20 protein-coding genes are annotated in these 24708 nt (G+C 66.9%); 8 read left to right on the forward strand and 12 right to left on the reverse strand.

From position 1 onward, the window contains the following. Positions 1-117 precede the first annotated feature (117 nt). Both AC1DBQ_RS02695 and AC1DBQ_RS02700 read right to left on the reverse strand, forming a co-directional pair. Positions 118-894, reverse strand: a complete 777-nt coding sequence (locus tag AC1DBQ_RS02695) for a DUF4386 family protein (protein ID WP_476927026.1) — start codon at positions 892-894, stop codon at positions 118-120. 178 nt (positions 895-1072) lie between these two features. Continuing rightward, positions 1073-1456: a VOC family protein gene (locus AC1DBQ_RS02700; protein ID WP_476927027.1), complete on the reverse strand. Its 384-nt coding sequence runs from the start codon at positions 1454-1456 to the stop codon at positions 1073-1075. Between the two features lie 177 nt (positions 1457-1633). On the opposite strand from AC1DBQ_RS02700, the gene arfB reads away from it, so the two are divergent. Beyond that, on the forward strand, positions 1634-2056 hold the full coding sequence (gene arfB, locus AC1DBQ_RS02705; protein WP_476927028.1) for an alternative ribosome rescue aminoacyl-tRNA hydrolase ArfB: 423 nt from the start codon (positions 1634-1636) through the stop codon (positions 2054-2056). Positions 2057-2145: 89 nt separating this feature from the next. Here arfB and AC1DBQ_RS02710 read toward each other — a convergent pair whose 3' ends face one another. Together AC1DBQ_RS02710 and AC1DBQ_RS02715 are read right to left on the reverse strand one after the other, a co-directional pair. Beyond that, a complete protein-coding gene (locus AC1DBQ_RS02710; protein WP_476927029.1) occupies positions 2146-3198 on the reverse strand; it encodes a Gfo/Idh/MocA family protein in 1053 nt (350 codons plus the stop codon). Further along, positions 3195-4247: a Gfo/Idh/MocA family oxidoreductase gene (locus tag AC1DBQ_RS02715; protein WP_476927030.1), complete on the reverse strand. Its 1053-nt coding sequence runs from the start codon at positions 4245-4247 to the stop codon at positions 3195-3197. The genes AC1DBQ_RS02710 and AC1DBQ_RS02715 overlap by 4 nt, the downstream gene beginning before the upstream one ends. A 184-nt stretch (positions 4248-4431) precedes the next feature. On the opposite strand from AC1DBQ_RS02715, the gene AC1DBQ_RS02720 reads away from it, so the two are divergent. Next, a complete protein-coding gene (locus tag AC1DBQ_RS02720; RefSeq protein ID WP_476927031.1) occupies positions 4432-5463 on the forward strand; it encodes a LacI family DNA-binding transcriptional regulator in 1032 nt (343 codons plus the stop codon). Here AC1DBQ_RS02720 and AC1DBQ_RS02725 read toward each other — a convergent pair. Continuing rightward, positions 5460-6065, reverse strand: coding sequence for a DnaJ family domain-containing protein (locus AC1DBQ_RS02725; protein ID WP_476927032.1), 606 nt, complete (start codon positions 6063-6065; stop codon positions 5460-5462). The two genes, AC1DBQ_RS02720 and AC1DBQ_RS02725, sit on opposite strands and share 4 nt — an antisense overlap. Positions 6066-6779: 714 nt before the next feature. Here AC1DBQ_RS02725 and AC1DBQ_RS02730 point away from each other — a divergent pair. Next, a complete protein-coding gene (locus AC1DBQ_RS02730; RefSeq protein ID WP_476927033.1) occupies positions 6780-8807 on the forward strand; it encodes a glycosyltransferase family 2 protein in 2028 nt (675 codons plus the stop codon). 135 nt (positions 8808-8942) lie between these two features. Here the strand turns inward: AC1DBQ_RS02730 and AC1DBQ_RS02735 are convergent, their stop codons facing one another. The 4 genes from AC1DBQ_RS02735 to AC1DBQ_RS02750 all read right to left on the reverse strand — a co-directional run bounded on the left by AC1DBQ_RS02735 (position 8943) and on the right by AC1DBQ_RS02750 (position 14302). Further along, positions 8943-9833, reverse strand: coding sequence for an NAD(P)-dependent oxidoreductase (locus AC1DBQ_RS02735; RefSeq protein ID WP_476927034.1), 891 nt, complete (start codon positions 9831-9833; stop codon positions 8943-8945). Positions 9834-9851: 18 nt separating this feature from the next. Continuing rightward, positions 9852-11771 (reverse strand): TRAP transporter large permease, encoded by a 1920-nt coding sequence (locus tag AC1DBQ_RS02740; RefSeq protein ID WP_476927035.1) that lies wholly within the window; start codon positions 11769-11771, stop codon positions 9852-9854. An 80-nt stretch (positions 11772-11851) separates the two neighbouring features. Then, positions 11852-12886, reverse strand: a complete 1035-nt coding sequence (locus AC1DBQ_RS02745; RefSeq protein WP_476927036.1) for a DctP family TRAP transporter solute-binding subunit — start codon at positions 12884-12886, stop codon at positions 11852-11854. A gap of 60 nt (positions 12887-12946) precedes the next feature. After that, entirely contained in the window at positions 12947-14302 is a 1356-nt protein-coding gene (locus AC1DBQ_RS02750; protein WP_476927037.1) for an NAD(P)H-dependent oxidoreductase, read from the reverse strand. 240 nt (positions 14303-14542) lie between these two features. Between AC1DBQ_RS02750 and AC1DBQ_RS02755 the strand changes: the two genes are divergently transcribed. Together AC1DBQ_RS02755 and AC1DBQ_RS02760 are read left to right on the forward strand one after the other, a co-directional pair. After that, positions 14543-15577 (forward strand): LacI family DNA-binding transcriptional regulator, encoded by a 1035-nt coding sequence (locus AC1DBQ_RS02755; RefSeq protein ID WP_476927038.1) that lies wholly within the window; start codon positions 14543-14545, stop codon positions 15575-15577. Between the two features lie 24 nt (positions 15578-15601). Further along, entirely contained in the window at positions 15602-15913 is a 312-nt protein-coding gene (locus AC1DBQ_RS02760; RefSeq protein WP_476927039.1) for a putative quinol monooxygenase, read from the forward strand. Between the two features lie 123 nt (positions 15914-16036). Here the strand turns inward: AC1DBQ_RS02760 and AC1DBQ_RS02765 are convergent, their stop codons facing one another. The 3 genes from AC1DBQ_RS02765 to AC1DBQ_RS02775 all read right to left on the reverse strand — a co-directional run bounded on the left by AC1DBQ_RS02765 (position 16037) and on the right by AC1DBQ_RS02775 (position 19966). Beyond that, positions 16037-16957 carry an MBL fold metallo-hydrolase gene (locus AC1DBQ_RS02765; RefSeq protein ID WP_476927040.1) on the reverse strand — a complete coding sequence of 307 codons (921 nt, stop codon included), beginning with the start codon at positions 16955-16957 and terminating at the stop codon, positions 16037-16039. 9 nt (positions 16958-16966) lie between these two features. After that, positions 16967-18655, reverse strand: coding sequence for a long-chain-fatty-acid--CoA ligase (locus tag AC1DBQ_RS02770; protein WP_476927041.1), 1689 nt, complete (start codon positions 18653-18655; stop codon positions 16967-16969). A 75-nt stretch (positions 18656-18730) separates the two neighbouring features. Then, positions 18731-19966, reverse strand: a complete 1236-nt coding sequence (locus AC1DBQ_RS02775; RefSeq protein WP_476927042.1) for an MFS transporter — start codon at positions 19964-19966, stop codon at positions 18731-18733. A 425-nt stretch (positions 19967-20391) separates the two neighbouring features. Here AC1DBQ_RS02775 and AC1DBQ_RS02780 point away from each other — a divergent pair, with 425 nt between their 5' ends. From AC1DBQ_RS02780 to AC1DBQ_RS02790, 3 genes are all read left to right on the forward strand, one after another. Then, complete coding sequence (locus AC1DBQ_RS02780) at positions 20392-21990, forward strand: PucR family transcriptional regulator (protein WP_476927043.1); 1599 nt, start codon at positions 20392-20394, stop codon at positions 21988-21990. Then, entirely contained in the window at positions 21987-22919 is a 933-nt protein-coding gene (locus tag AC1DBQ_RS02785; RefSeq protein WP_476927044.1) for a glutaminase, read from the forward strand. The genes AC1DBQ_RS02780 and AC1DBQ_RS02785 overlap by 4 nt, the downstream gene beginning before the upstream one ends. A 73-nt stretch (positions 22920-22992) precedes the next feature. Next, entirely contained in the window at positions 22993-24507 is a 1515-nt protein-coding gene (locus AC1DBQ_RS02790; protein ID WP_476927045.1) for an amino acid permease, read from the forward strand. Positions 24508-24708: the final 201 nt, after the last annotated feature.

Genomic DNA, 24708 nt, shown 5'->3' on the forward strand with positions numbered 1-24708 from the left:
CCGATGTCCGCTGCGCTTCCGGCTCCGACGCGCGAATTCGCCGGAAACCTGCGAGTTCGCCGGAACTTTCCGGCGAGCTGGCGGCTCTCCGGCGAATTCAGCCGTGCGTGGTCCCTCTTACCCGCGTCTCATGTCCCGCGACGGCGCATCCTTGCCGAACCACACGCTGAGCAGCAACCACACGGTCCACACCAGGATCAGGACAATGCCTGCCAGCGTGGGAATGGCGTTGGCCGGGGAGAAGCCTTCGGCCCCGATGATCCAGCCCTGGGCAACGTAGGCGAGCCCGGACAGTGCCATGAGGTAGCCGATCAGCCGGGAGACGCGGCGTGCTCTGACAACCACAGTGCCGGTCAGCAGGAGTGCCGCGCCCAGCATGAAGCTCTGGTAGCTTCGCATGCCCCACTCCAGCCACCGGATGCCCTCGGCGGTCGCGAACCGGGCAGCCTTCTCCGGTTCCGCCGCGGCAGCCCACGCGTCCACGGCATGCTTGAGGGCAACCCCGTCGACGGCTTGGAGCGCCGCGTACAGTGCCAGTGCGGCGACAGCCGCCACCGCGCCGAACCGGGCCGTCCAGGCCATGGCCCCGTCCGGCGCTTTCAGGACCACCAGCGTGACCAGCAGCCCCGCGATGAGAAGCGCCATGCCGACGAACTGGCCGAGATGGACGGCCGTCCAGATGCCGCTGCGGGCGTACTCCGCGAACGTCGCAGGGTGGTCGTTCGCGCTGGCCGAATCGGCGTGGAACAGCCCGGCAACCACGGACACCACGAAACCGGCAAACGCCAGGGTGGCTGCGAGGCGCAGCGGGCCAGAGGACGTTGACAGGCGGCCCGGTTCGGCCGGAGCCGCCGGCCGGGGGCTGCGACTGTCTTCTGTTCCGAACTTCTTCATGGGCATCGTCCGCTTCGTGCCGACGCGCAGGTACGCGCTGTATTCGCCTAAGCGCTGGCTACGCCGATTGCGCCCGCGGAGCCACGGCTCGTTGCTGCCGCACACTTTGCCAGCGCACAAGCCCGGAACTTCTCGCCGTCGTTACTCTGCCATTCGCAAACTCGGTAAGCCCGGCCGGTTAGCGGCTTTGTGTGTCCTTCGACGGGATTTCCTGGATCACCCAGCGGTTGCCGTCGGGATCACTGAAATACGCGAAGGCAAACCCGCCCATGTCTTGGGCCTCACTGACGGGCGCGCCTCGTTGGAGCAGCTCGCTCCGCGTGGCAGCCATGTCCGTCACGACTAGTTGGAGACCTTCCAAGCTGCCGGGAACCATGCTGGTCATCCCGGTTCCGATGACAATGGAGGCTGCCGAGCCAGGCGGGGTGAGCTGGACGACCCGCATTCCGGGAATGTGTTCGACGTCGTGATCCAGCACGAAGCCGAGCTTGTCAGTGTAAAAGGCCTTGGCCCGGTCCACGTCTGCGACGGGTACCTGGACGACCTCGAGGCGGAGTTCCATGACCGCTACCCTACGGCACAACCTGGCACCGGCGTCCAGGGCTATTCATCGGTCTTGCAGTCCTCGTTGTGCGAGTCGGCCGTCAGCGTGCGGACGGGTACCCGCCTGTGGCAGTTGCGCTTGAGCCCCCGCGGGGGCAGCGGGCAGATTACACCCAGATCGTGCAACGCTAGGTGCATGGATCTGGAGGTATCGCCCGCGCTCACGATTCCGGMGTCGGAACTCGKCTGGCGGTTCTMGCGGTCCTCCGGGCCGGGCGGCCAACACGTCAATACCTCGGACAGCCGCGTCGAACTCTCATGGAACGTCGCCGCCTCGGCGGCGCTGTCGGAGGGCCAACGGCTGAGGCTCGTCACGCGTCTCGGACCTCGGCTCATCGCCGGGGTGATCACCGTGACTGCCTCCGAGCKGCGCTCCCAGCTGCGCAACCGCGAGATCGCCATGGCCAAACTCGCCGCCCTCGTGGCCGAGGRCTTGGCTCCCGACGCTGCCCGCCGCCGGGCGACCAAACCGACCCGGGGATCGAACCGTCGGCGCCTCGCCGCCAAGGAACAACGGGCCGCGACGAAACAGCAGCGAAGGCGGCCGTCCGCCGAATGAACGCCCGCAACGCCCGACGGCGTGCGGCTCCCGGTTGGAGGGCTCCCCGAATGCAGGCCCCCCGCTGGACGGCCTACCCAGTAGGAATGTCAGTCACGGCGCCCCGATGCCGAGCTTTCACCGGGGAACACGATTCCGAGCTGGTTCCTGATGGCGTCGGCKACGGCCATGGTCCGGATGGATTCGGCGAGCGGCCGTTGCGGAACCTCGAGTTGCCATGCCGCAATGGCACGCGCGACGGCGGCGGCCTCGTAGTGCAGGCCCTCAAAGTGCGCTCCGGCCGGCTCCTCGTAAGCCAGCCGGGTGCCGTCGGGGAAGCGGACGGCGAAGCCGCCGGGCATGTTGAAAGGCCCGTCGATGGTCAGGGAGGCCTCCGTGCCCACGATGGTGGCCGAGGTGGGCGTGAAATTGTGCAATTGGGTGTTCATCATGGCCTGGCGTYCGCCGGCAAAGGACATCACGGCCGAAAGCTGGGCGTTGACTCCGGATTCGTGCGGTTCACCGAGCGCCAGGAGACGGTCCGGTTCGCCCAGGACGGATGTGATGAGCGAGAGCGGGTAGGTCCCGAGGTCCAGCAGCGGCCCGCCTGCCAGGGCCKGGTCGAAGATCCGGTGGCTGCGGTCAAAGTGCTCACCGTATTCGGCGAAGACCGTCGTGAGGTCCCCGAGCATCCCGGAGTCGAGCACCTGACGGATGACGTCGAACTTAGGCAGAAAGAAAGTCCACATGGCTTCCGCGGCAAACAGTCCGGCCTCGGCGGCCCGGCCGGCGATGCCGGCCGCCTGTTCGCGGTTGATGCCGATCGGCTTCTCGATCAGAACGTGCTTGCCGGCGTCGAGCGCCATGAGGGCGGCTTCGTAGTGGAAGTTGTGCGGCGTGGCCACATAGATGATGTCGACGTCGGCGGCCGCCAGCTCCTCATAGCTGCCGAAGGCCGCTGGGATGCCGTGGCGTCCGGCAAAGAGTTCGGAGCGGTCCAGCGAGCGGGATCCGATCGCGGCAATCACCTGCGCGGTGTGCGCCTGGACGGACTCCGTGAAGCGTTCCGCAATCCAGCCCGGCCCCATGATCCCCCAGCGGAGCGGGGGTGCATCGCGGGAGTCAGGGACCCGGGACACGGGGAGCGATCGGTTCCCGGTCATGAACGGACCGCCGTAGTGCGGGCTCCGTTGCCATGCCCGGAGGCAGTCATCGCCGTGTATTCGATCCGCTCCGAGCGGCCCGTGTGCAGGGAGCGCGTGGCGGCCTCCGCGATGGCCTGGGCCTTCAGTCCGTCATCGAGCGAGGGCATCAGGGGCGTCCCGCTCTCCACCGCGGCCACAAAGTGGGCCAGGGCGGCGGCATAGGTGGGCTGGACGCGTTCGAACCACCCGGGGTGCAGCCCGTCGTCCACCACCTGGCCGGCGCGGTACCGCGACACGGCTCCGGTGCGGCGTCGTCCGGCCTCGACCAAACCGGCGGAGCCCATGACCTCGATCCGCTCGTCGTAGCCGTAGCCCGTCCGCCGGACGCTGTCGATCTGCACCAGCGCACCGGTGGGCAGCCGGAGGGTGACCGCGGAGGTGTCGACGTCGTCGTACTCGGCCAGGCGGGGATCGGACAGGGCGGAGCCGGCGGCGAAAACTTCCACCGGGTCCAGCCCGGTGAGCCAGCGGGCGAGGTCGAAAAAGTGCACGGTCTGGTCCCGCATCTGGCCGCCCGAGGTGGCGATGTAGGACAGCGGCGGCAGCGCCGGGCCCCGGGTGGTGAGCTGGAGGAGTTCGACGTMGCCGATCTCACCGGCGTCGATGGTCCGCTTGAGTTCCGCGTAGTCGCGGTCGAAGCGRCGGTTGAAGTCGATCATGACCGGGACGGCGCGCCCGGCCGTGTGGGCGGCCGCCTCCCGGGCCCGGTCAAGGTCCAGGTCGATGGGCTTTTCGCACAGAACGGCCAGGCCGGCGTCGGCGGCGCGGACCAGATGCCGGGCGTGGGTGTCGGTGGAGGAAGCGATGAAAACGGCGTCAATGTTTTCCCGATCGAACACCTCGTCCAGGTCCGCGGCGGCGCTGGCCCCGTGCGTCTCGGCCAGGGCTTGGGCCCGGCTCCGGTCGATGTCATAGATGCGGGAAAATTCGACGCCGGGATGGGRGGCGAGGTTGGCGGCGTGGACGGAGCCGATGAAACCGGCCCCTAATAGAGCAAAGCGCAGCACGTCAGCGTCCTGTCTTGTGGCGGGCCGGCTTCGGCGACTGTGGTGCACTCATGACAATTCCTCACTGCTGGGCAAACCCCATTGACGACCTACTTGGACAACTACTTGGACCGGTCCATAATGGACTTTGTCGGGATCACCCGTCAACCCCTTATGCTGGGACGGCATCCAGAGGAGGAGCGCCATGAACCAGCCGACGGCCCCCGGCCATCCGCCCCGCCGGCCCACCATCCGCGACGTCGCTGAGCGCGCCGGGGTGTCCAAATCCCTCGTGTCGCTGGTGCTGGGCGGATCGTCCAACGTGGGTGCAGACCGCCGTCGGGCCGTCCTGGACGCGATGGCCGAACTCGGCTACAGGCCCAACCAGTTGGCGCGTGGGCTCTCCAGCCCGCACAGCGGCACTATCGGTGTCCTGCTCAACGACCTCCGGAATCCCTGGTTTGTCGAGCTCCTCGAGGGCCTGAGCGCGACGCTGCACGCAGCCGGGGTCTCCCCCGTGCTGGTCGATTCCTACACCGACAACAGGGTGGGCCGACGGTCCGTGGAGACTCTGCTGGAGCAGCGCATCGACGGCCTTGTGGTGGTGGGTACCACCTCAGAGGGGGCCGCCCTGGAGGCCGCCCTCGCGAGCGTGCCGGTGGTCCTCGCCGGCACCCGGGAGCCGGCGCTGCCCGGGGTGGACATCGTGGTCGACGACGACGAATCCGGGGCCCGTCAGGCGGCCGAGCACCTCATTGCCCTGGGCCACCGGCGCATCGCGCACCTGCAGGGCMCGGGCGAGATCGGCCGGCTGAGGCGGGCCGGCTACGAGGCCGCGATGCGGGATTCCGGGCTTGATCCCTGGGTGGTGGCCGCCGGCATGAGCGAGGAAAGCGGGTACGAGGCCGCGCGCCGCCTGCTGGCCGGGCCGCAGCGGCCCACCGCGATTTTTGCGTTCAACGACCTCGCCTGCATTGGCGCGCTCTCGGCCGCCGCCGACCAGGGCCTCACGGTGCCGGGCGACCTCTCGCTGGTMGGTTACGACAACACGTACCTCGCCCGCATCCGCCACCTGTCCCTAACCTCGGTGGACAACGGCAACTTCGCCGTGGGTCTGCAGGCAGGCAKGTACATCCTCGAACGCCGGGAAGCCCGGGATCTTCCGCAGCGGCTGCATCTCGTTCCGACGCAGCTGGTAGTGCGGGGTTCCACCGGGCACGCCCCGGACAGCGCCTAGGCGGAGCCGTTCCAGAGCCGCCGCCACCAGGACCGGGCCGGTTCCGGCTCGGGCGGAGCAGCGGCGGCCGCGGCAGCCCGGCGCCCCCGCCAGCTGTCCAGCTCGACGTCGACGTCGCGCGTCTTGGTGATCACCGGCGGCCCGCCCTGAAGCTGCCGCCGGGCATCGATGACCCGGGCGTTGAAGTCMTCCACCATCTCGCGCACCTGTTTCTCGCCGAACTGGGCATCGAGCCGGGCATCGAGTTCGGCGTCCTCGGTGCGGAGCAGGATCGCCTTCGGGCCCAGGCCGGAGATGTTCTCCCGCTGGATCAGGCCCTTGACCCACCAGTCGGGGTCGTACACCTCCCCCAGGCCCGGGATGGGCTTGCCGGCGTACTTGAGGTTGTCGAACTTGCCCTGCGCCATGGCGTCGCGGATCAGGTACTCGGCCTTGGCGGCGTCGTCAATCTTTGCCCGCTTCTGCCGGAGTTCCTCCTCCGCGGCGTTGAGCGCATCATTCTCCTGGGCGGTGCTGCCGGAGGCCCGCACGCCACGAAGTTCCGCCGCGCGCTMCACCCGGCGCCGGAACGCGCTGCCGGAACCGCTCACCCCGCTGCTCATCAGCCACCACCGTCCTCGCCTGCCGGAATCGCGGACCTGCCTTTCCAGTATGAGGAACAGCCTGGCCACGGCGAAAGGGTTGGCAGTCGGCTGGCTTCCCAGACTCCCAGACTCCCTGCCCCCGGGGCCGCCCGCTGTCCACCGCCGAGACAGGACCCTAACGCCCCCGTAACCCGGTGTTAACCCAACCGTGCAAGGCTGGGGCCTTCGGAAACTAAGCATCCTTCCCAATCTTTCCCGCAGAACAGATCCCGAGGAGTTGCAGCCGTGAACAGCCAAGAGCACCGTCCGTCCGGAAGCCCCCAGCCCGCCAGCAGTGAGGAAGGAACCCTGGACCTGAGCAGCACGCACGTCACGCATGTCCGGGAAGATGTGGCTCTGGCAGGACGGTGCGCCAATGTCCACTTGCCCACCGGCCGCACCTGCACGTTGCCCGTGCGCCATCCGGGCTCGTGCAGTTTCGTTGGGCCCGGGGACGCGGACAACGTCGCCGTGCACTAAGCCAATGCACTAAACCAGTGCACCAAACCGCAGCGCACTGGGCGCCTGCGCAGCGGGTTCCGGCGCATTAACATGCGGTGACGGCTACTGGCGCCTCCCAAACAGCACCCMGGGCGCAGTTTTGTGCAAGTATTACGCCGGCCCCGGCGACGCGGGGCACTCCGCGGCTACGATGATCGGACTTGAGCACCGGATCTAGCTGAGGGAGATCACGTGTCTCGTGAGGATCTACGGCAGCGCGCCGAAAGCGCATCGGCTGAGGGACTGTCGGCCGGGAAGACATCTGCGGCGCCGAGGCCCGCACAACTTGATGCCACTGCGCTGACCCGTGCGGGCATTGCCGGCTGGGCTGCCCGTCTGGGCCGTCCCGGGCCGGAGGCACCCCGGTCCCGGCGGCTCGCGCATCTTGGCGGCCTTGCGGCCATCGCGGCCCTGGTCCTGTATCTGACGTGGCGGGTGCTGTTCACGATGCCGTCCGGTGAATGGAACCTGACCATCGCCTGGATCCTGGTGACCTTCGAGGCCCTCCCGCTGGCCGGCCTCATCCTGAAGGCGTGGTCGGTGTGGAACATCGACAGCCATCCGCCGGCGCCGGTGACGGAGGCACCCAACGGCATGCGGGTGGCAGTCCTGATCCCCACGTACAACGAGCCCATCGAGGTTCTGACGCCCACGGTGGCCGCGGCCTGCGAGCTGGCCCCGGACCATGAGACGTGGGTCMTCGACGACGGCGACCGGCCCTGGGTTGAGGAAATGTGCGCCGCCTACGGCGCCCGCTATGTCCGCCGGGACGTCCACGACCACGCCAAGGCCGGCAACATGAACCACGCGCTGGGCCTGATGGCCGCGGAAAAGGTCGCAGGCGGCCCGGGCATCGACATCATCGCCGTGCTGGACTGCGACCATGTGCCGCTGCCCACCTTCCTCACCGCCACGCTGGGCTGGTTCGAGGACCCGGAGATCGCGCTGATCCAGGGTCCGCAGTCCTTCTACAACGGCGGCGCGTTCGACGACGACGGCATCACCGGCGAGCAGGGCACCTTTTTCAACGTCCTCATGGCCTCCCGCAACGTTCCCGGCGCCGGGCCCTTCTGGTGCGGGTCGACGTCGTTGTTGCGGATGAGCGCCCTGGAAGAGGTGGGCGGCGTGGCCACCGAAACCATCACCGAGGACATGCACACCACGCTCAAGCTCATCCGGCGCGGCTGGCGGACCGTGTACCACCACCAGACCCTCGCGGTCKGGCTGGCGCCGGCGACGCCGGACCAGTACCTGCTGCAGCGGCGGCGCTGGGGCATGGGCGCCATGCAGATCCTGGTCCACGAGAAACTGTGGGCGGCCAAGGGCTGGATGTCGTGGCGGAACTACCACGAGTACCTCAACGGCACCCTGTGGTGGCTGGAGGGCATCGCCACACTGGTGGCCTTCCTGATTCCGGTGCTGATCATGCTGTCCGGGGCCCAGACCTCCACCGCCGGTCCGCTGCTGTTCACCGGGGTCTTCCTGGTCATGTTCACCGTGCGGCTGTGGGGCTCCAAGCAGCTCATGCGCAACGAAATCCACTGGCCCACGGCCTTCGCCCTGCGGATCTTCCGCGTCCCGGTGGGCCTGGCGTGCCTTTGGTGGCTCATGTCCCGCAACGTCCTGGAGTTTCAGGTCACGCCCAAGGGCGCCGCCGATTCGCGGCTACGCGGCCGGACGCCGCGGATTCTGATCGTGATGGTTGTCCTCATCACCGCGGTCGTTCTGTACGCGGCGGCCGGGCTGGCCGGGCTGGTTCCCTGGCGCACGACGCCCGGTTCCACGGTGGCCTCGGGCGCCTGGCTCGTGCTTGCCGGCGTGGTGCTGGTGCTGGGCACCCGGCGGATCCGGGCCGCCGAATTCGCCACGTCACGCCGCAACGCGCACCGGATTGAAGTGAAGGCGCCMGTGGAAGCCGAGGGTGTCCGCGGCGAGCTGCTGGACATCTCCGTCGGCGGCGCGGCGGTACGGTTCCCGCATGGAACGTTGCCGGCCTCGGGCCTGGTCACACTCCGGCTCCCCGAAGCCGCGCCGGTCCAGCTGCAGGTCATCCGGACCACCGAACAGCCGGACGGATCCCAGACCGCGTCCCTGCGGGCGGCCGACGACGATTGGGCCGTCTACCGTGCCCTCTCGTTGTGGATCTTCCACACTCCCGCAGGGGCGCTGCCCGAATTCCCGCCGGGCGTTCCGGCCGCGGCGTCGCTCCGGGGCCGCTGAGGGTCGCGGGCCGTCCGGGGTAGGTCGCCGACGCCGCCAACCCGCTGACGTGACACTTCGCGTCAGTGTTTTTCACAAGCATTGCCGCGAAGTGCCAAGTCAGGCGGGGTTCGCGGAGCCGAAGCCGTCTCCGGGTCAGCCACGGATGCCGAGGTAGATGCCCGTGTGGTCCAGGTCGCCGCGGCCCGCGGAGACCATCGCCTGAAACGCCGTCAGGAGGCTTTCGGCCACGGGCAACGTCAGTCCGGCCTCCGTCGCGACCTCCGAGATGAATCCGAGGTCTTTGAGCTGGTTCTTGGCTGATCCGCMGCCCTCGAAGTCGGCGTCGATCCACCGCTGTCCTTTTTGCCGGAGCACTTCCGAGTTCGCCAGGCCGCCCGCAAGGACTGACTGGACCTGGCCAAGGTCCAGCCCGGAGACTTGGGCGAGTGCCATGGCTTCTGCCAGCGCGGTGACGGTGGCGGCCACGACGATCTGGTTGCAGGCCTTGACGATCGATCCGGCGCCGGTGTCGCCGAACCGGGCGACCGTGGAGCTGTATAGCCGGAAGAGCGGCGTGAGCTGCTCCACAACGTGGCGGGGTCCGCCGATCATGGTGCTCAGCCGGCCCTCTTCGGCGCCGATGGTACCGCCGCTGAGCGGCGCATCAATGACGGTCACCCCGTGGTCCCGCTGGCACTCGGCGGCGAAGGCCGCGACGGCGACAGGCGAGACCGTGCCGTGGATGACCAGCACGGGGTTGGCGATCCCGGCAGCCTTCCACCCGGCCAGGAGCCCGTTTTTGCCGTCCAGGAGCCGCTCGACATCCGGGAGGTCCGGGAGCACGGTCAGCACGACGTCGCTGGCCGCTTCCGCCGGGGAGGCGGCAACCCGGCCGCCGGCGATGGCCTCGGCCCTGTGCACGGTGYGGTTCCACAGCGTCAGGGGCACGGCTCCGGCGATGATGTTCCGGGCGATCGGGGCGCCCATGGGACCTGTTCCGAGCAATGCCACTGACGTGGGCAGTCCGGCGGAAGAAACGTTCATAGTTTGCGGTCTCCCGACTTAGAAGGGAATGAGTCCCGCGAGGGCGGGGAGGAACGTGCTGAACCAGGGAACCGCGGCCAGCACGAGGAGCCCGATGAAGAGGGCCGCCAGGTAGGGCCAGAAGTGCTTGAGGCTGTTTTCCACGGTTTCGMGGGCGGTGKCGCAGGCGACGTAGAAGCCGACGCCGGCCGGAGGAGCGAAGGATCCGATGCCCATGGAGATGATGAGCACCATGGCGTACTGCACCGGGTTGACGCCGAAGTCGGTGGCGATCGGCAGCAGCAGCGGGGCAAAGATGAGTACTGCCGGCAGCCCCTCGAGCAACTGCCCCATGATGATGAGCAGGATCACCGTGAACAGCATGAACAGCACCGGGGAGTCGCCGAGTCCTGACATCAGGTCGTGGATCTGCTGCGAGACGCCGGCGAGTGCGAGGGTCTGTGCCAGGGGCGAGGCCGCGGCGATGATGAAGAGCACCATGCCCGCCGTCGTCGTCGTTTCACGCAGGGTGTCACCGAGGAGCCGCTTGCTGCCGCGCCGGTAGGCGGCGGCCAGGACGAACGCGTAGGCCACCGCGACCGAGGAGACCTCCGTCGGTGTCGCGAAKCCGCTCAGGATGCCCACCACCATGCCGACCGGCAGGAGGAGGGTTGGCAGCGCGAAAAAGGTCGCCGAGCCGCGTGCGCGCCAGGTGGCCTTGGGGCTGGCGACCCCGCCCTGCTTGCGGGCCCGCAGGAACACGAGGCCCATGACGACGAGCGCAAGGAACGCCGCGGGAATGAAACCGGCCAGGAACAGGGTGGTGGTGGAGATGGTCGTGATGGAACCGAGAACGAGCAACACGATGCTGGGCGGGATGGTTTCGCCCATGATGGCCGACGCCGACAGGACAGCGACCACCTCGCCGCGCGGGTATTTGCGTTCCTCCAGCATGCCGCGCATCGTGGTGCCCACGGCGGCGACGTCGGCGACTTTGGATCCGGAGATGCCGGAGAAGATGTACATGGTGACGACKACCACCTGCAGCAGGCCGCCGCGCAGGTGGCCGATGAGCGCGTCAACGAGCTTGGCCAGCGGCAGGGTGAGGCCGGCGGAGTTCATGACAGTGCCGGMGAGGATGAAGAACGGGATCGCCAGCAGCACGAACCCCTTGGCCCCGGAGGCCATTCCAATCGGGATGGCGCTGACATCGGAAATGCCGCCGAGGTAAAGGTAGATTCCGGACGCCAGGGCCAGGACAAAGGCGATCGGAAGGCCGAGGAAGAGCAGCAKGAACAGCACTGCGAGCACCACGCCGAGGAGGACGTTCGGCGATGCGTAGTAGAACAGGGGCGGCGCCAGCAGCACGACGGCGACCATCGCCGCGGCGATCCCCGCGGCAACCAGGACGGGACGGCGTTCCTGCCGCCAGAGCTTGACGAGCGCAAACCACGCGATGAGCACCATGCCGGCAGAGAAGGGCAGCGAGACCCAAAACACGGGTAGCTGCAGGATCGGCGTCTTTTCGTCGATCTGCTGGGCTAGGGTCGGCACGAAGAGAGCGAATGCGCCGGCGCTCATGACGAAGACGAGCCAGTCGACCAAGGCGGCCAGGTAGGGCTTCCACGCCGCTGGCAGGCGCATGATGAGTGCCTGTACCGACATGTGCGCGCCCTTGGGATAGGCGATCGCTCCGCCGATGAAGGCAATCGTCAGTAGTGCTATCTCGGATACTTCCTGCGTCCAGAGCACGGAGTCGCCGGTGATGAGCCTGACCATGATGTTCAGCAGGATGACCAGGAGCTCTGCGAGGATCGCCGCGCCCACGATCCACTCCAGGGTCCTGTCGAACCAGAGTCCCCCGCTCCAGCGCGAAGCGACGTGACCGTGGTGCAGGATCTCTTCCGCGTCAGACGGAATGACCTCCTCGAGTTCCTCGGGAGCGAGGGTGTGTTTCATGTTCTTCCAGACTGTCGACATTGAGAGCGGGAGGGTGGGCAGGGGCGGGAGGCCGGGAAGACGCTCCCGCCCCTGCAGGACTAGCTAGAGGTGGTGAAGGCGATCGCCTGATCKAAGAATTCCTTGCCGATGAGCTGGGAGAACTCTGGATACAGGCTCTTGKAGGCGGCCTTGAACTCCTCGAGGCCGGTGGCAGTGATCTCGTTGGCCTTCATGCCCTTGGCAGCGAGTTCGTCCAGCTGCTTCTTGGACTGTTCGGCGTCGTAACCGGTCTTGAACGTTGCGGTTTCCGCCGACGCGTCGGTGAGGGCCTTCTGCTGGTCGGCGCTGAGCGACTCCMATTTCTTCGACGACAGGGCCAGGACCCAGGCGTCGTTGATGTGGTTGGTCAGCGAGACGTACTTCTGCACCTCGGAGAATTTGTTCGTCCAGGGCACTTCGATGGGGTTTTCCTGCCCGTCGATCGTTCCGGTCTGGAGACCGGTGAAGACCTCGGAGAAGGCCATGGTGGTGGGGCTGGCGCCCAGCTTGCCGAAGAAGTCGGTCCAGAGAGTATTGCCGGGTACCCGGATTTTCAGGCCCTTCAGGTCCGCGGGCTTCTCGATGGGACGGACCGAGTTTGTGATCTCGCGGCCGGTCCGAGTCAGGAAGCTCAGGGCGACGGTGTCCTTCTTGGCCAGCTTGTCCTTCAGGGCTTGGCCGGGCTTGCCGTCAAGGAAGGCCGCTTCCTCCTTGGTGTCCTTGAACAGGTACGGGATGCTGATGGCATTCATTTCCGGCACCACCGAGGCATACACCGAGGTGGACAGGATCAGGGCGTCCAGGGAACCGCCCTGCAGCCTGGTCACGGCGGCGTTCTGGTCCCCGCTGAAGCTTGTGCCGTTCGGAACCACCGTGACGGAGACGGAACCGTTGGATGTCTTCTTGACCTGGTCGGCGAAGTGCTGGGCCGAGACTCCCACAGAGGATGTGAGCGGGTMCGGAATCGACAACTGGATCTTGGCGACCGGTCCGGCCTGCCCTCCGCCGGGTGCTCCGGCGGCACAGCCGGCAAGGACGGAGGCTGCCAGGCTGCAGGCCAGGACTCCGGTGATGGCGCGGGTCTTCGTATTCATGCGATGCCTTTCTTCATTGGAAGGATGTGATCCGGAGTAYGGAAGCAATCAGGGAGTGAGTCAGGCCCCTACGGCGGCGGTTTCGGCGATGAACGCCTCTGTTTCGCGGCGCAGCTCAAGGGCCTGGGACAGGGAGTCATCAATGATGACATTGTCCCAGCGGACAATGTCGCCCTTGGCGACGTCGTTACGCAGTTCGACGTGGTGGGCCAGCGCAACCGGGAGGGCGCCGGTTGCGACCGAGTGCTTAGCCGAAACGAGCTTGCCCCAGACTGTGAAGCCGCCTTCGCCGTCGAGGAATTCGCCGGCTTTGAGGTCCTTCTTCGCCGTCGCGACGACGTCACCGAAGAATCCTATGGGCGAACCCGTGGCAATCCCACGGAGGGCGGCGTTGGCGATGGAGACGTTGAGTTCGAGCCCGACGTAGTGGTACGGGCGGTACAGGGCCGCGTACTGGCCGGTGGGGTCCGGGTGCCAGGGGTACTMGGTGAAGCAGCCGGAAACGTAGCCGTTCGTGGCTTTCACGACGACGAAGACACCCTCCTGGGTGTTGTGGCTGATCCAGCTGCCGTCACGGTTGACGCTGGACATGACATCGACGCTTCCCTCGTGGGCCAGTGCCCCGCCGACGTCGCTGGGACGGCAGATCGTGGCGATTTCCTCGACGTTGCCCGGCGTAAAGCTCAGCCCGGCATCGGACGGTTCGAGCCCGGCGCCGTTGGCCACGGCGGCCATTTCGATTGCCGCCTTGGTCCCGTCCCGGAAAGACGTGTGCATGTACGGGTTCAGCTGCCCGGAGTCGGTGAGCTCCTTCGAGAATTCCCAGTTTTCCCAGACGTTGTCGGGGTTCATTTCGTGATAGTGCTCAAGGTACTTGGCGCCCTTGCCGGCACAGACCACGTCAAACCCGCTGGTGCGGGCCCAGTCCACGAGCTCCATGATGAGGGCGGGCTGGTCGCCGTAGGCCATCGAATAGACGACGCCGGCAGCTTCGGCCCGTTTGGCCAGGGCTGGGCCTGCCAGGGCATCGGCCTCGACCGTCACCATGATGATGTGCTTCCTGGTTTCAATGGCGCGGAGCGCGTGCTTGATCCCCACGATCGGGTTGCCGGTGGCCTCGACGATCACGTCGATGTCGACGTCGAACAGCTCGTCCGCGTTGGCAACAATCGCCGTGGTGCGGTTCGTGAGCGCCGTGGCGATGTCGGGGGCGATCTGCTCTGCGGGCCAGTCGACCAGCGCGAAGGCGCCTTCGGCGCGTTTGACGTTGATGTCCGCGATGGCGACGACGTGGATGCCGGGGATGTTGTTGGCCTGGGCAAGGTACATGGTGCCGTAGCGGCCGGCGCCGATCAGGCCGACCCGGATGGGGCGGCCTTCCTGTTCACGGTCGGTGAGGAGTTTGTGAAGATTCACTGGAGTCTCTCTGGTAGGGGTGCGAAGCGAAGAGACACCCTTCCGCCGTAGCGGATGGCACAACTTCCTTGTCGCGATTTGGCTTGAAAATTACCCGAAGTGGAACCGGTTCCACTTTTGTACCACCCGGTGCTAAGCTGTGTCAACGGATCCAAACGAAACGTCTTCCGCCAGCTCATGGCGTTCGAACGGAGACGCTGTGTACGAACTACTGCCTAKGATTTCCCTCAAGGAGGAGCGGTGAAGAAGGCCCCAACCATTCGCGATGTCGCGGCGGCTGCGGGAGTCTCGGTCTCGGTCGTGTCCCGGGTACTGAACCCGGATTCCGGGCCCGTTGCACCAGCAAAGCGACAGGAAGTCGTCCGGGTCATCGACGAGCTGGGCTACCGCCCCCGGGCAGCGGCCCGCGAGCTCAGCGGGGGCCATGCCCTCACGATCGGGCTCGTGGTCACCGACCTTTCCAACCCGTTCTTCGCCCGCCTGGCCGACCGCATCGTCTGGGAGGCCCGCAGCCACGGCGTGCAGGTTGTCCTGATGACCACCCAGGAGGATCCGCACCTGGAGGCGGAATCGCTGGATACCCTGCTGGACCGGTCCGTCAGCGGAGTCATTGCCACTCCCACAGGCGGCAACATTGAGAAATGGGCGCGCCTGCAGGACCTCGGCGTGAATGTGGTGTTCGTCGACCGCACCATCKAGGAACTCGGCAATGTCGACGTCGTCAGCATTGAAAACTTTGACTCCGCCCGGCGCTCCACCGAGTACCTGATTGGCCTCGGCCATACCCGGATCGCCCTCGTTACGGGGCCACTGAGCACGTCAACGGGCCGGGCCAGGATCAGCGGTTACCGGGCGGCGCACGAGACCGCTTCGCTGCCGGTTGACCCCCTACTCATCCGCGACGTCMCCTTCCGCGGGGATGCCGGCGGCGATGCCGTCGGTTCCCTTCTTGCCATGCAGCAGCCGCCGACTGCCCTCATCGTCGCCAACACGGCCCAGGTGCAGAGCTCGGTGCGGCGGCTTGTCCAGAAGGGAGTCCGCATTCCCGAGGACCTCTCGGTGATCGTCTTCGATGACAATCCGTGGACAGAACTGATGACCCCGCCGCTGAGCGTGATCCGGCAGCCGCTGGACATGCTCGCCGTCCATGCGCTCGAACTCGTGCTTGGACGCATGCAGGGCAAGCTGCCGGACGGGCCCCGGCTTATTGAGGTCAAKGCCGACTTTCTGCCGCGCAACAGCTGTGCCCCGCTCGCCCAGACCGCTACCCGCTAATAACCACGTCGCAAAGGAAGAACCATGCCCGTCGTCGTCACCGCAACGTTTACACCCAAAGAGGGATCCTTTGACCAGGTKGTCGAGGCCCTGTCCCCGGCCATTGCAGAGGTCCACGAGGAACCCGGCTGCCTCCTCTACGCCATTCACGAATCTCCCAACGGCCAGATCCTCATGATCGAGAAGTGGGAGTCGGCTGAACTTCTTGACGCCCACGGCGCCGGCGGCCCGGTTCAACGGCTGAACKCCTCCCTGGAAGGCCTCCTGCAGGGGCCGGTCGACGTGATGCGCCACGAGCCGATCCCCGCCGGAACCCCGGGCCAGGGCGCTCTCTAGGAGYCGCCCCCGTCCATCCGCGCCTCGAGTGGGCATTTCGCGGCAATGTTCTTCACGATCATCACCGCGAGGTGCCCACTCGCGTCGGCGCACTTGGCGTTGGGGGCCGACGCGGCCACCGCCTCACTCCCCCTCGACGCAGAGGATGAAACCGGGAGACACGTGCCGGCCAGGGCGTCCGTCGGCCTCGTCGATGGCCCGGCGGATCTCCCGGAGGTCGTCCACTTTCATCTGCAGCGGCGGTTCGTCCGGCTGGTACKCGGTGTGGATGGGGTAGTCGACGCCGGGTTCCCGCGAGATCTCGATGTGGCAGCCCAGGACCTGCGTGACGGGACGCGTGCGGCAGAACCCGATCAGCCGGTCGATGGTGCGGACAAACGCGGGCCAGTCCTGGATATACAGCCGGCCGGGATATACCGTGTCGCCGGTGAGCAGGAAGCCGGTATACGGATCGTAGAACGTGACGGCCGCGTTGTGGTGCCCCGGGCTCGGCCAGCATTCCAGGACGCGTCCGCCCAGATCCACCCGCGCCGGCTCAACGGTGCCGCCGCCGCCGTCCGAGCCGCCGCCGCCGTCGCCGTCGCCGCCGTCGTAGTMAGTGAACCCGAAGAATTCCCGCGCGCTGTCCCTGGCCGCGTCCACCAGAACGGTGTCGGGGCGCCCTGCGAACTGGGCATCCCCGGCAACATGATCGCCGTGCGGATGGGTGTGGAGGACGAGTAGCCGGTAACCGACGCGGGGATGCGCGGCAAGCCACGCGTCCATGAGCCCGTCGACAACGCGGCGCAGGGGGAAGAAGTCCTGGGACGCGGTGGCGCCGGTGTCGATGAGCACGGCGCGKGCGTTGCCGAACAGCAGGAACATGAACGGCGCCTCGTAATTGACCGCCATGTTCTGACGCAGGATGAACGTGTGTTCGTCGTAGGCGTGGACTTGGATGTCCGGGTCCGTGTTGTGCTTCGCGGACTCGGATCCGTGGATCCAGGCCACCTCCAGATCGCCGGGGCGCGGGACGCCTGCGGTGAAGTCGATTTCAGTGTGCATTCGGCTTCCTCACAGCTCCGGCAGAACTTGCTCGCGCACCTGCTTGCGGAGGATCTTCCCCAGCATCGAACGGGGCATGTCGCCGATCGCCACGATCCGTTTGGGGACCTTGTACCCCGCCAGGTGCTCGCGGCAGTACGCGCGCAGGGCCTCCTCGTCGAGGTCGGCACCCGGGGCGAGTTCGACGGCGGCGACCACCATCTCACCGCCGCGCTCCAGCGGCTTGCCAATCACGGCGGCGTCGGCGACGTCCGGGTGCAGCCGCAGCGCGGCCTCCACTTCGGTGGGCGAGACGTTGAAGCCGCCGGTGATGATGAGTTCCTTGGCCCGGTCCACGATCTTGGTGAAGCCGTCCGCGTCCACGGTGACGACGTCGCCGGTGCGCAGCCAGCCGTCGGGCGTGAGGGCCTTCGCGGATTCCTCGGGGTTGTTCCAATAGCCCTGGAAGACCTGCGGGCCCTTGATCAGCAGCTCCCCCGGCTGGCCCTGCGGGACCTCAACGGCCGGGTCGTCGATGTCCACCACCTTCATKAGCGTGGACGGGAACGGCACGCCGATKGTTCCGGTGCGCCGGGTGGGGAAGAACGGGTTGCCCATGGCCACCGGCGAGGACTCGGTCATCCCGTAGCCCTCCACGAGCAACCCGCCGGACACCGATTCCCACAGCTCCACGACGTGGTCGGGCAGGTTCATGGCGCCGGAAATGCAGTATTTGCAGGACCGCAGCGAGATGCCCTTTTCCTTCGCTGCCATCGCCGTGCGCTCGTAGATCGKCGGGACGGCGCAGTAGACGGTGGCGGGCGACTTCTTCATGGCGGCCAGGATCAGATCCGGGTCGAACTTCGGGAAGAGGACCAGCAGGCCCTGTTTGCGGATGCCGTAGGTGAGGTAGAGCGTCATGCCKAACGCATGGAACATCGGCAGGATCGCGTAGAACACCTCTTTGCGGTACTCCGCGCCATGCATCCAGGCCTCGCCCTGCAGCGCGTTGKAGTACAGGTTGAAGTGGGTCAGCATGGCACCCTTGGGCCGGCCGGTGGTGCCCGAGGTGTACTGGATCGCCGCGAGGTCGCCCACGGAGGGCCGCGGGTGCGCGGGGTCAATCCGGCCGTGGGCGAGGAGCGCCTTCCACGGCGTGGTGCCGGGCGCCGGCGCGGTCAGCGAGGCACGTGTTTCGCGCAGTTTCTTCACCGGCAGGTGCAAGGCGAGGCGCTTGACGGCGGGGAACGCCTCGAGCAGGTTGACGGAGACGATGTGGTCGATTTCGACGTCGTCCGGGAAGTCCCGGACTGCCGCCGCGGCCTTGTCCCATGCGATCACGATCCGCGCCTGGTGGTCCTCAAACTGGTGGCGCAGTTCCCCGGGGGTGTACAGGGGGTTGTGTTCGACGACGACCGCGCCCAGGCGCAACACCGCGTAGAACGCGACGACGTGCTGCGGGCAGTTCGGCAGGATCAGTGCCACCCGGTCGCCCGCGCGGACGCCGAGGCGGCGCAGGCCCTCGGCGGCCCGGTCTACCTGTTCGCCGAGGTCGGAGTAGCTGGTGCGGCGGCCGAAGAACTCCAGTGCCGGCGCGCTCCCCGCCTCGGCCACGGACCGCTCCAGCATGTCCACAAGCGACTCCGTGGGCAGTTCGATCTCCGCCGGGACGCCCGGCTGGTAATTCTTTACCCAGGGCTGCTGGTCTGTTTTCGCCATGGCCCCATCATTTCCTGAAGTTCCGGCCGGGGCGAATTCGGGCGCGGGGGGCCGACGGCGGGTGCCAGCTGATGCTCACGCCGGTACGCTTTGGACGGCCTCCGGGTCCGGTACGGCGGCCTCCGCCGTCCGGGTCAGCGCGATGGCTGCAAGTGCCACGACGGCGAGCGCGGCGCAGGCCGCGAAGACTCCCTGGTATCCGAGCGCGGTCATGGATCCGAAAGCGATGATCGGGCCGGAGACGATCGCGCCGACGCGCCTGGTGTTCATGTAGAGGCCCGAGGCCAGCCCCGGACGCGGAATGATCTGCTGAAACAGGGTCAGCCCCACTCCGGCCACAATCGCAAAGAACCAGGCATTGAGGATCTGCAGCGCGATGAGGCCCACGGGGTCCGCGACGAAGGCCATCGCGGCGTAGTAAGCAATCCCTGCGAGACAGCCTGAGGTGATGAGGACACGGCTGGAGAACCGCGCGCTCAGCCGCCCGATGACAAGCAGCGCGGGGATCTCAAGCGCGGCGGAAACGCCAAGCGCGATCCCCGCCCAGAGGACGTCCAGGCCAAGCCGGCCGGTCACGAAAAGCCCCATGACGGACACCGCGGCACTGTTAGTGGCCTGCAAAGCAATGAACGCGAGGACGACGGCGGCGAGGCCTGTCCTGGACAGCTGCGGCCCGTCGTCGTCCGGGGTTGACGGGCCTGTCTGGTCGCTGACCGTCTGCCGTTTCCGGCGGATCATGGCCGCGGTGGCGGCAATGTTGAGCACGGCCACCGCTGCGAGKGCCAGCAGGATCGCCCGGTTGCCCAGCGTACCCATGATGAGCGTTGCCAGCGGCGGGCCGGCCACCCACGCAACGGAGACGACGGCCCGGGTTTTCATGACGTCCGCCCGCGGCGCCCCCGAATGCTTGAGGTGCGCGAAGAGTAGCGAGACGCCGACTCCCGCCGGGCCGCCGAGGGCGATCAGGCCKATTACGGCGACCGGGAGCGAGGTAGCGCYGGCCAGCACTCCGGCGAGCACAAGAGTCAGGCCGGCGCAGACCAGGAGGGGCCGCAAATAGTTGTTCATGCGGTCGGCATAAGCCGGCACGAGGAGGGCAGCGACAAACCCGCCGGCGTTGTAGACGGCAAGAACCCACCCCACGTCCGCGGGGGTGGCGTCATACAGCGCGACAAGCAGGAGCGCCAGCGCAGGGTTCAGGAAGGCGAACTGCAACCCCCAAAGCAGTGCCGMCGACGACACCAGCAGGCGCGGGTGCGGAGGTGAGGCCCGTGGCGTTTCCTCGAGTCTGGGGCCGCYGCTCTGACGCATGCGCATGTCCGTTGTCTCCTGTCAGGTCGCGGGTGCCGCGGGCCCCGGGCGCTTGCCCTTGCCGCCGTTCGGCCGGGCGTGGGCTGCTTTGCCGAACGACGGCCGCACCCACGTCCCCAAGGCTAAGCGCGTCAGTTATGGCCCGGGAGTCACTGCCAGTACCCCCATCGGCTGGACCGTAGAAGGGCCAAACCTCATCGATTGCTCCGTAGACGCCCGTTTGAGGTGTCATAACGGCAGTTCTGGAGCAATGGATGGAGATGCCAGGAGACGCGCAACAGCAGGGAGCCGCTCCCCTTGGTCCGCGGACCTAAAACGAGCCACGTAACTTAGGAGCTTTTCCATATTTTCGGGGATAACCGCTCGATAGCATGAAGTGTCCGGACAGAGCCGTCCGGGCGGGTGCCAATCTCAGAAGGAAGCCCATGGCCGCAGCTACAGTGGACGACGTCCTCGCGGATCTCCCGCTGGGCTCCGCGACCCTGATGCTCCGGCCCGCCCGCACGGATGCGGCGATCGAACGCTTTCTGATCGTGGACGCCGACGACGAAAGCTCCGACGGCGGGGCCGCGTTTGTCCTGTTAGTCGGCGTTCGCGGACGCTCCGCGTTGCCGGCAGTTCGGCGCCTGCTGAAGAACCCTCCCCTGGTCCTGGCCGTCAAGGGAAGCCCGGAGGAACTGGCGGAAGCCGAAGAACTGCTGCGCGCCGCCGGAACCGGCCTGCTGCTGGTGGACCCGGCCGCGGACTGGGACCGCCTCCTGTCCATCGCCAAGGACCGGATCCAGCCGCCCACCTACCAGCGCGAAGTGCTGACCCTGCTCGAAGAAGACCTCTTCGCCATCGCCCAGACCACGGCCCGCCTGACCTCCAGCCACGTGGTGATCGAGGACGCCGCCAACAAGGTCCTGGCATATTCCACCGTCACCAACGCCATTGACGAGCTCCGCAAGGCCTCCATCCTGGCCCGGCGCGGCCCGCGCAAATACGAACTCCTGCTCAAGGACCTTGGCGCCTACCGCGAGCTGCACCGGACCCGCCTCCCGGTCCKGGTRCCCGCCCGGCCCCAGGACGGCCTGCGGGAACGCGTCGCCATCACCTTGTTCGCCGGCAACCGCATCATGGGCTACATCTGGCTCCAGGAAACCGGTGCCGGCTTCGGCGACGACGTTGATTACGTGCTCACCGGCTCGGCCGCGCGGGCCTCCGCCGAGCTCATCCGGTACCGCAACCAGCAGTCCGTGCACATGCGCGAGGACCGGATCGCGCGCCTCCTTTCGGGTCCGGCGGAGGCTGCGGCGAGCGCGCACAGTGAAAAGATCCCGGCGGACCGTCCCTCGGTCCTGATCCTGCTTGGGCTCTCAGCGTCTGAAGCCCAGGAGGACGACGCGGCGCTCAAGCACGGGGAGCTGGCCAACMTCGCGTCGATCCACGCGGCCGCCTACAAACCGTCAGCCATCGTGGGACAGTTTCACGGTGACACCGCCGTGGTCATTMCCGGTCTCCARTCCGCCAACGCCGACGCCGGGCTGCGGAGCCTGGCCGAGGCAATCGTCAAGGACGCCGCCAAGCACCTCGGCATCAGCCCCTTTGCCGCCGTCGGACCCGTCGTCCCCGATCTGCTCTCGATTCATTCCGCGATCGGAATAGCCGAAGCCCTGCTGGGCTGCATGCGACGGTCCGGCGAAGTTCCGGTCGCCACGGTGGACGACTTCGAAGCGGAAATCCTCTTCCACGACGCCGTCGAAAACTTCACGACGGCGGCCTTCCGGCACCGCAGCCTCTGGGCACTCCTCCGACACGACGCGGAACTGGCCRAAACCCTGCGTGCATTCTTCGACGCCTCCCTGGACGTGGCCGAGTGCGCCAAGCGGATGCAGCTGCATAAGAACACCGTCTACTACCGGATCAACAAAGTCAGCCGGGTCACCGGGCTGAACTTCGGCAATCCCCGCGATTCATTGGTCGCCCTGCTTCATGTTMAGGAGTGGGCCGGCACGCAGAAGGAGCACCTGGGCAAGAAATGATGACAGCACTTGATTCGCCGCCGCTTGGCCCGGTCCTGGAAGACCTTGTCCGCAGCCACCGGCCCCGGACGGAAGCGGGGTCAGTTCCCGCCAATATTCCCCACCTGCAGGTCCCGCCGTTCGACCGGTTCGGCATCGCGGTTGCCACGACGTCCGGAGAAGTCTTCAGTTCCGGCGACGCCGATCTTCCGTTCTCGATCCAGAGCATTTCCAAGGTCTTCACCCTGGCGATGGCGCTCAGCGCCGACGACTCCGGCTCGTTGTGGTCCAGAGTCCTTCGCGAGCCGTCAGGGACCTCCTTCAACTCCCTGGTCCAGCTTGAAGTCGAGCACGGGATCCCGCGGAACCCTTTCATCAATTCGGGCGCCCTGGTGGTCACCGACCACCTGATGGAAAAATCGCCCGACGCCGCCGCTCAGGTACTGCGCTTCCTCACCGACCAGGTGGGTCACCAGGGTCCGTTCATCGACGAGGCGGCCGCAAGGAGTGAGCTTTCCAGCAGCAGCCGCAACCTGGCCCTGGCCCACTTCTTGAAGGAATTCGGCAACCTGCGGCGGCCCGCACAGGCCGTGGTGGAGAACTACGTCAGGCAGTGCTCAATCATGATGACCTGCGTGGAGGTGGCCAAGGCGGGCCTGTTCCTCGCCCAGGATGGCCGAGGGGCGCAAGGCCCGGTGGTCTCCCGGAGCGAGGCCAAGCGCATCGGCTCCATCATGCTGACCTGCGGCATGTATGACGCCGCCGGCGAGTTCGCCTACCGCGTGGGACTTCCGGGGAAAAGCGGGGTGGGCGGCGGCATTCTGGCGATCGTCCCCGGCGAGTGCGCCATCTGCGTCTGGAGMCCGCGGCTGGATTCCAAAGGAAATTCCCTGGCAGGCTCTGCGGCTCTCGCCGACCTGTCCGACCGGACCGGGTGGTCGATCTTCTGATCTGACGCCTCGCTGTCCCCACAATCTCTCTCCAAACCCCATTTAGATCTCCGACAGATCGAAAGGAACACCCATGCCCAACAACCCCAATGACGAGGTTGGCTTGTACGAGGCCGATGGTGGCCACGCCCATGCTTCGGATGCCCTGATCCATGCGGAGGACTCTGGCTACCACAAGAGCCTGAAGCCCCGGCAGATCCAGATGATCGCAATCGGCGGGGCCATCGGAACCGGCCTGTTCCTGGGCGCCGGCGGCCGGCTCAACGCTGCCGGCCCCTCACTGGTCATCGCCTACGCCGTCTGCGGCTTCTTTGCGTTCCTGATCCTGCGCGCCCTGGGAGAACTGGTCCTGCACCGGCCCTMTTCAGGATCGTTCGTGTCCTACGCCCGCKAATTCTACGGAGAGAAGGCCGCATTCATCTCCGGCTGGTTCTATTGGATCAACTGGGCCACCACCACCATCGTGGACATCACCGCCGCGGCCCTCTACATGAACTTCTTCGGCAAATACGTCCCCTGGATGGGGACCGTTCCACAGTGGGCATGGGCGCTGATCGCCCTCATCGTGGTCCTCTGCCTGAACCTTGCCTCCGTCAAGGTCTTCGGCGAACTCGAGTTCTGGTTCGCCCTGATCAAGGTCGCCGCCCTCGTCGCGTTCCTGCTGATCGGCAGCTACTTCGTCATGTTCGGCACCCCCGTGGAAGGCCAGGAAGTCGGCTTCAGCCTCATCACCGACAACGGCGGCATCTTCCCCAACGGCCTGCTGCCCATGATCATCCTCATGCAGGGCGTGCTGTTCGCCTACGCCTCGATCGAACTGATCGGCACGGCCGCCGGCGAAACCGAAAACCCTGAAAAGATCATGCCCAAGGCCATCAACTCCGTGGTCTTCCGCATCGCCGTGTTCTACGTCGGCTCGGTCATCCTGCTCGCCCTGCTGCTGCCCTACACCTCCTACCAAAAAGGCGTCAGCCCGTTCGTGACGTTCTTCGGATCCATCGGCATCCAGGGCGTGGACGTCATCATGAACCTCGTGGTCCTCACGGCCGCCCTGTCGTCGCTGAACGCCGGCCTCTACTCCACCGGCCGCATCCTGCGCTCCATGTCAGTAGCCGGATCGGCTCCGAAGTTCGCCCAGCGGATGAACAAAGCCGGCGTCCCCTACGGCGGTATCGCCATCACCGCAGGCGTCTCCCTCCTCGGTGTCCCGCTGAACTACCTGGTCCCCGGCCAGGCCTTCGAGATCGTCCTGAACGTCGCCTCGGTAGGCATCGTCGTCACCTGGGCCACCATCGTGCTCTGCCAGATCCAGCTCAAACGGTGGGCAGACAAGGGCTGGCTCGAACGCCCCTCATTCCGGATGTTCGGCGCCCCCTACACCGGATACCTCTCCCTCGTCTTCCTGCTCGGCGTGCTCGTCATGGTCTTCATCGATTCCCCGCTCACGCTGCTGGTGACCCTGGTGGCCTGCGCGCTGATGGTCGGCGGCTGGTACGCCTGCCGGAAACAGATCCACGCCATCGCCGAAACCCGCGACGGCTTCACGGGCGCCGCGCCCGTGCTGGCCAACCGGACTCCGATCCACTAATCGAACCTGGCTAATCGAACATTCGTCCGCTGACCGGTCCCACAGTCCGACCAACAACCTGAAAGCCTCCATGAAGCCACGAAACCCGCTGAATCCCGGCCGCACCAGCACCCTGCAGGAGCGCCACCCGCCAGCCGTGCGCACCAGCAACCCGCCGGCGTCGRACGACAGCTGCGAGGACGGCTGCTTCTTCTGCACCGG

The sequence above is a fragment of the Arthrobacter sp. 10T413_2 genome, assembly GCF_056394205.1.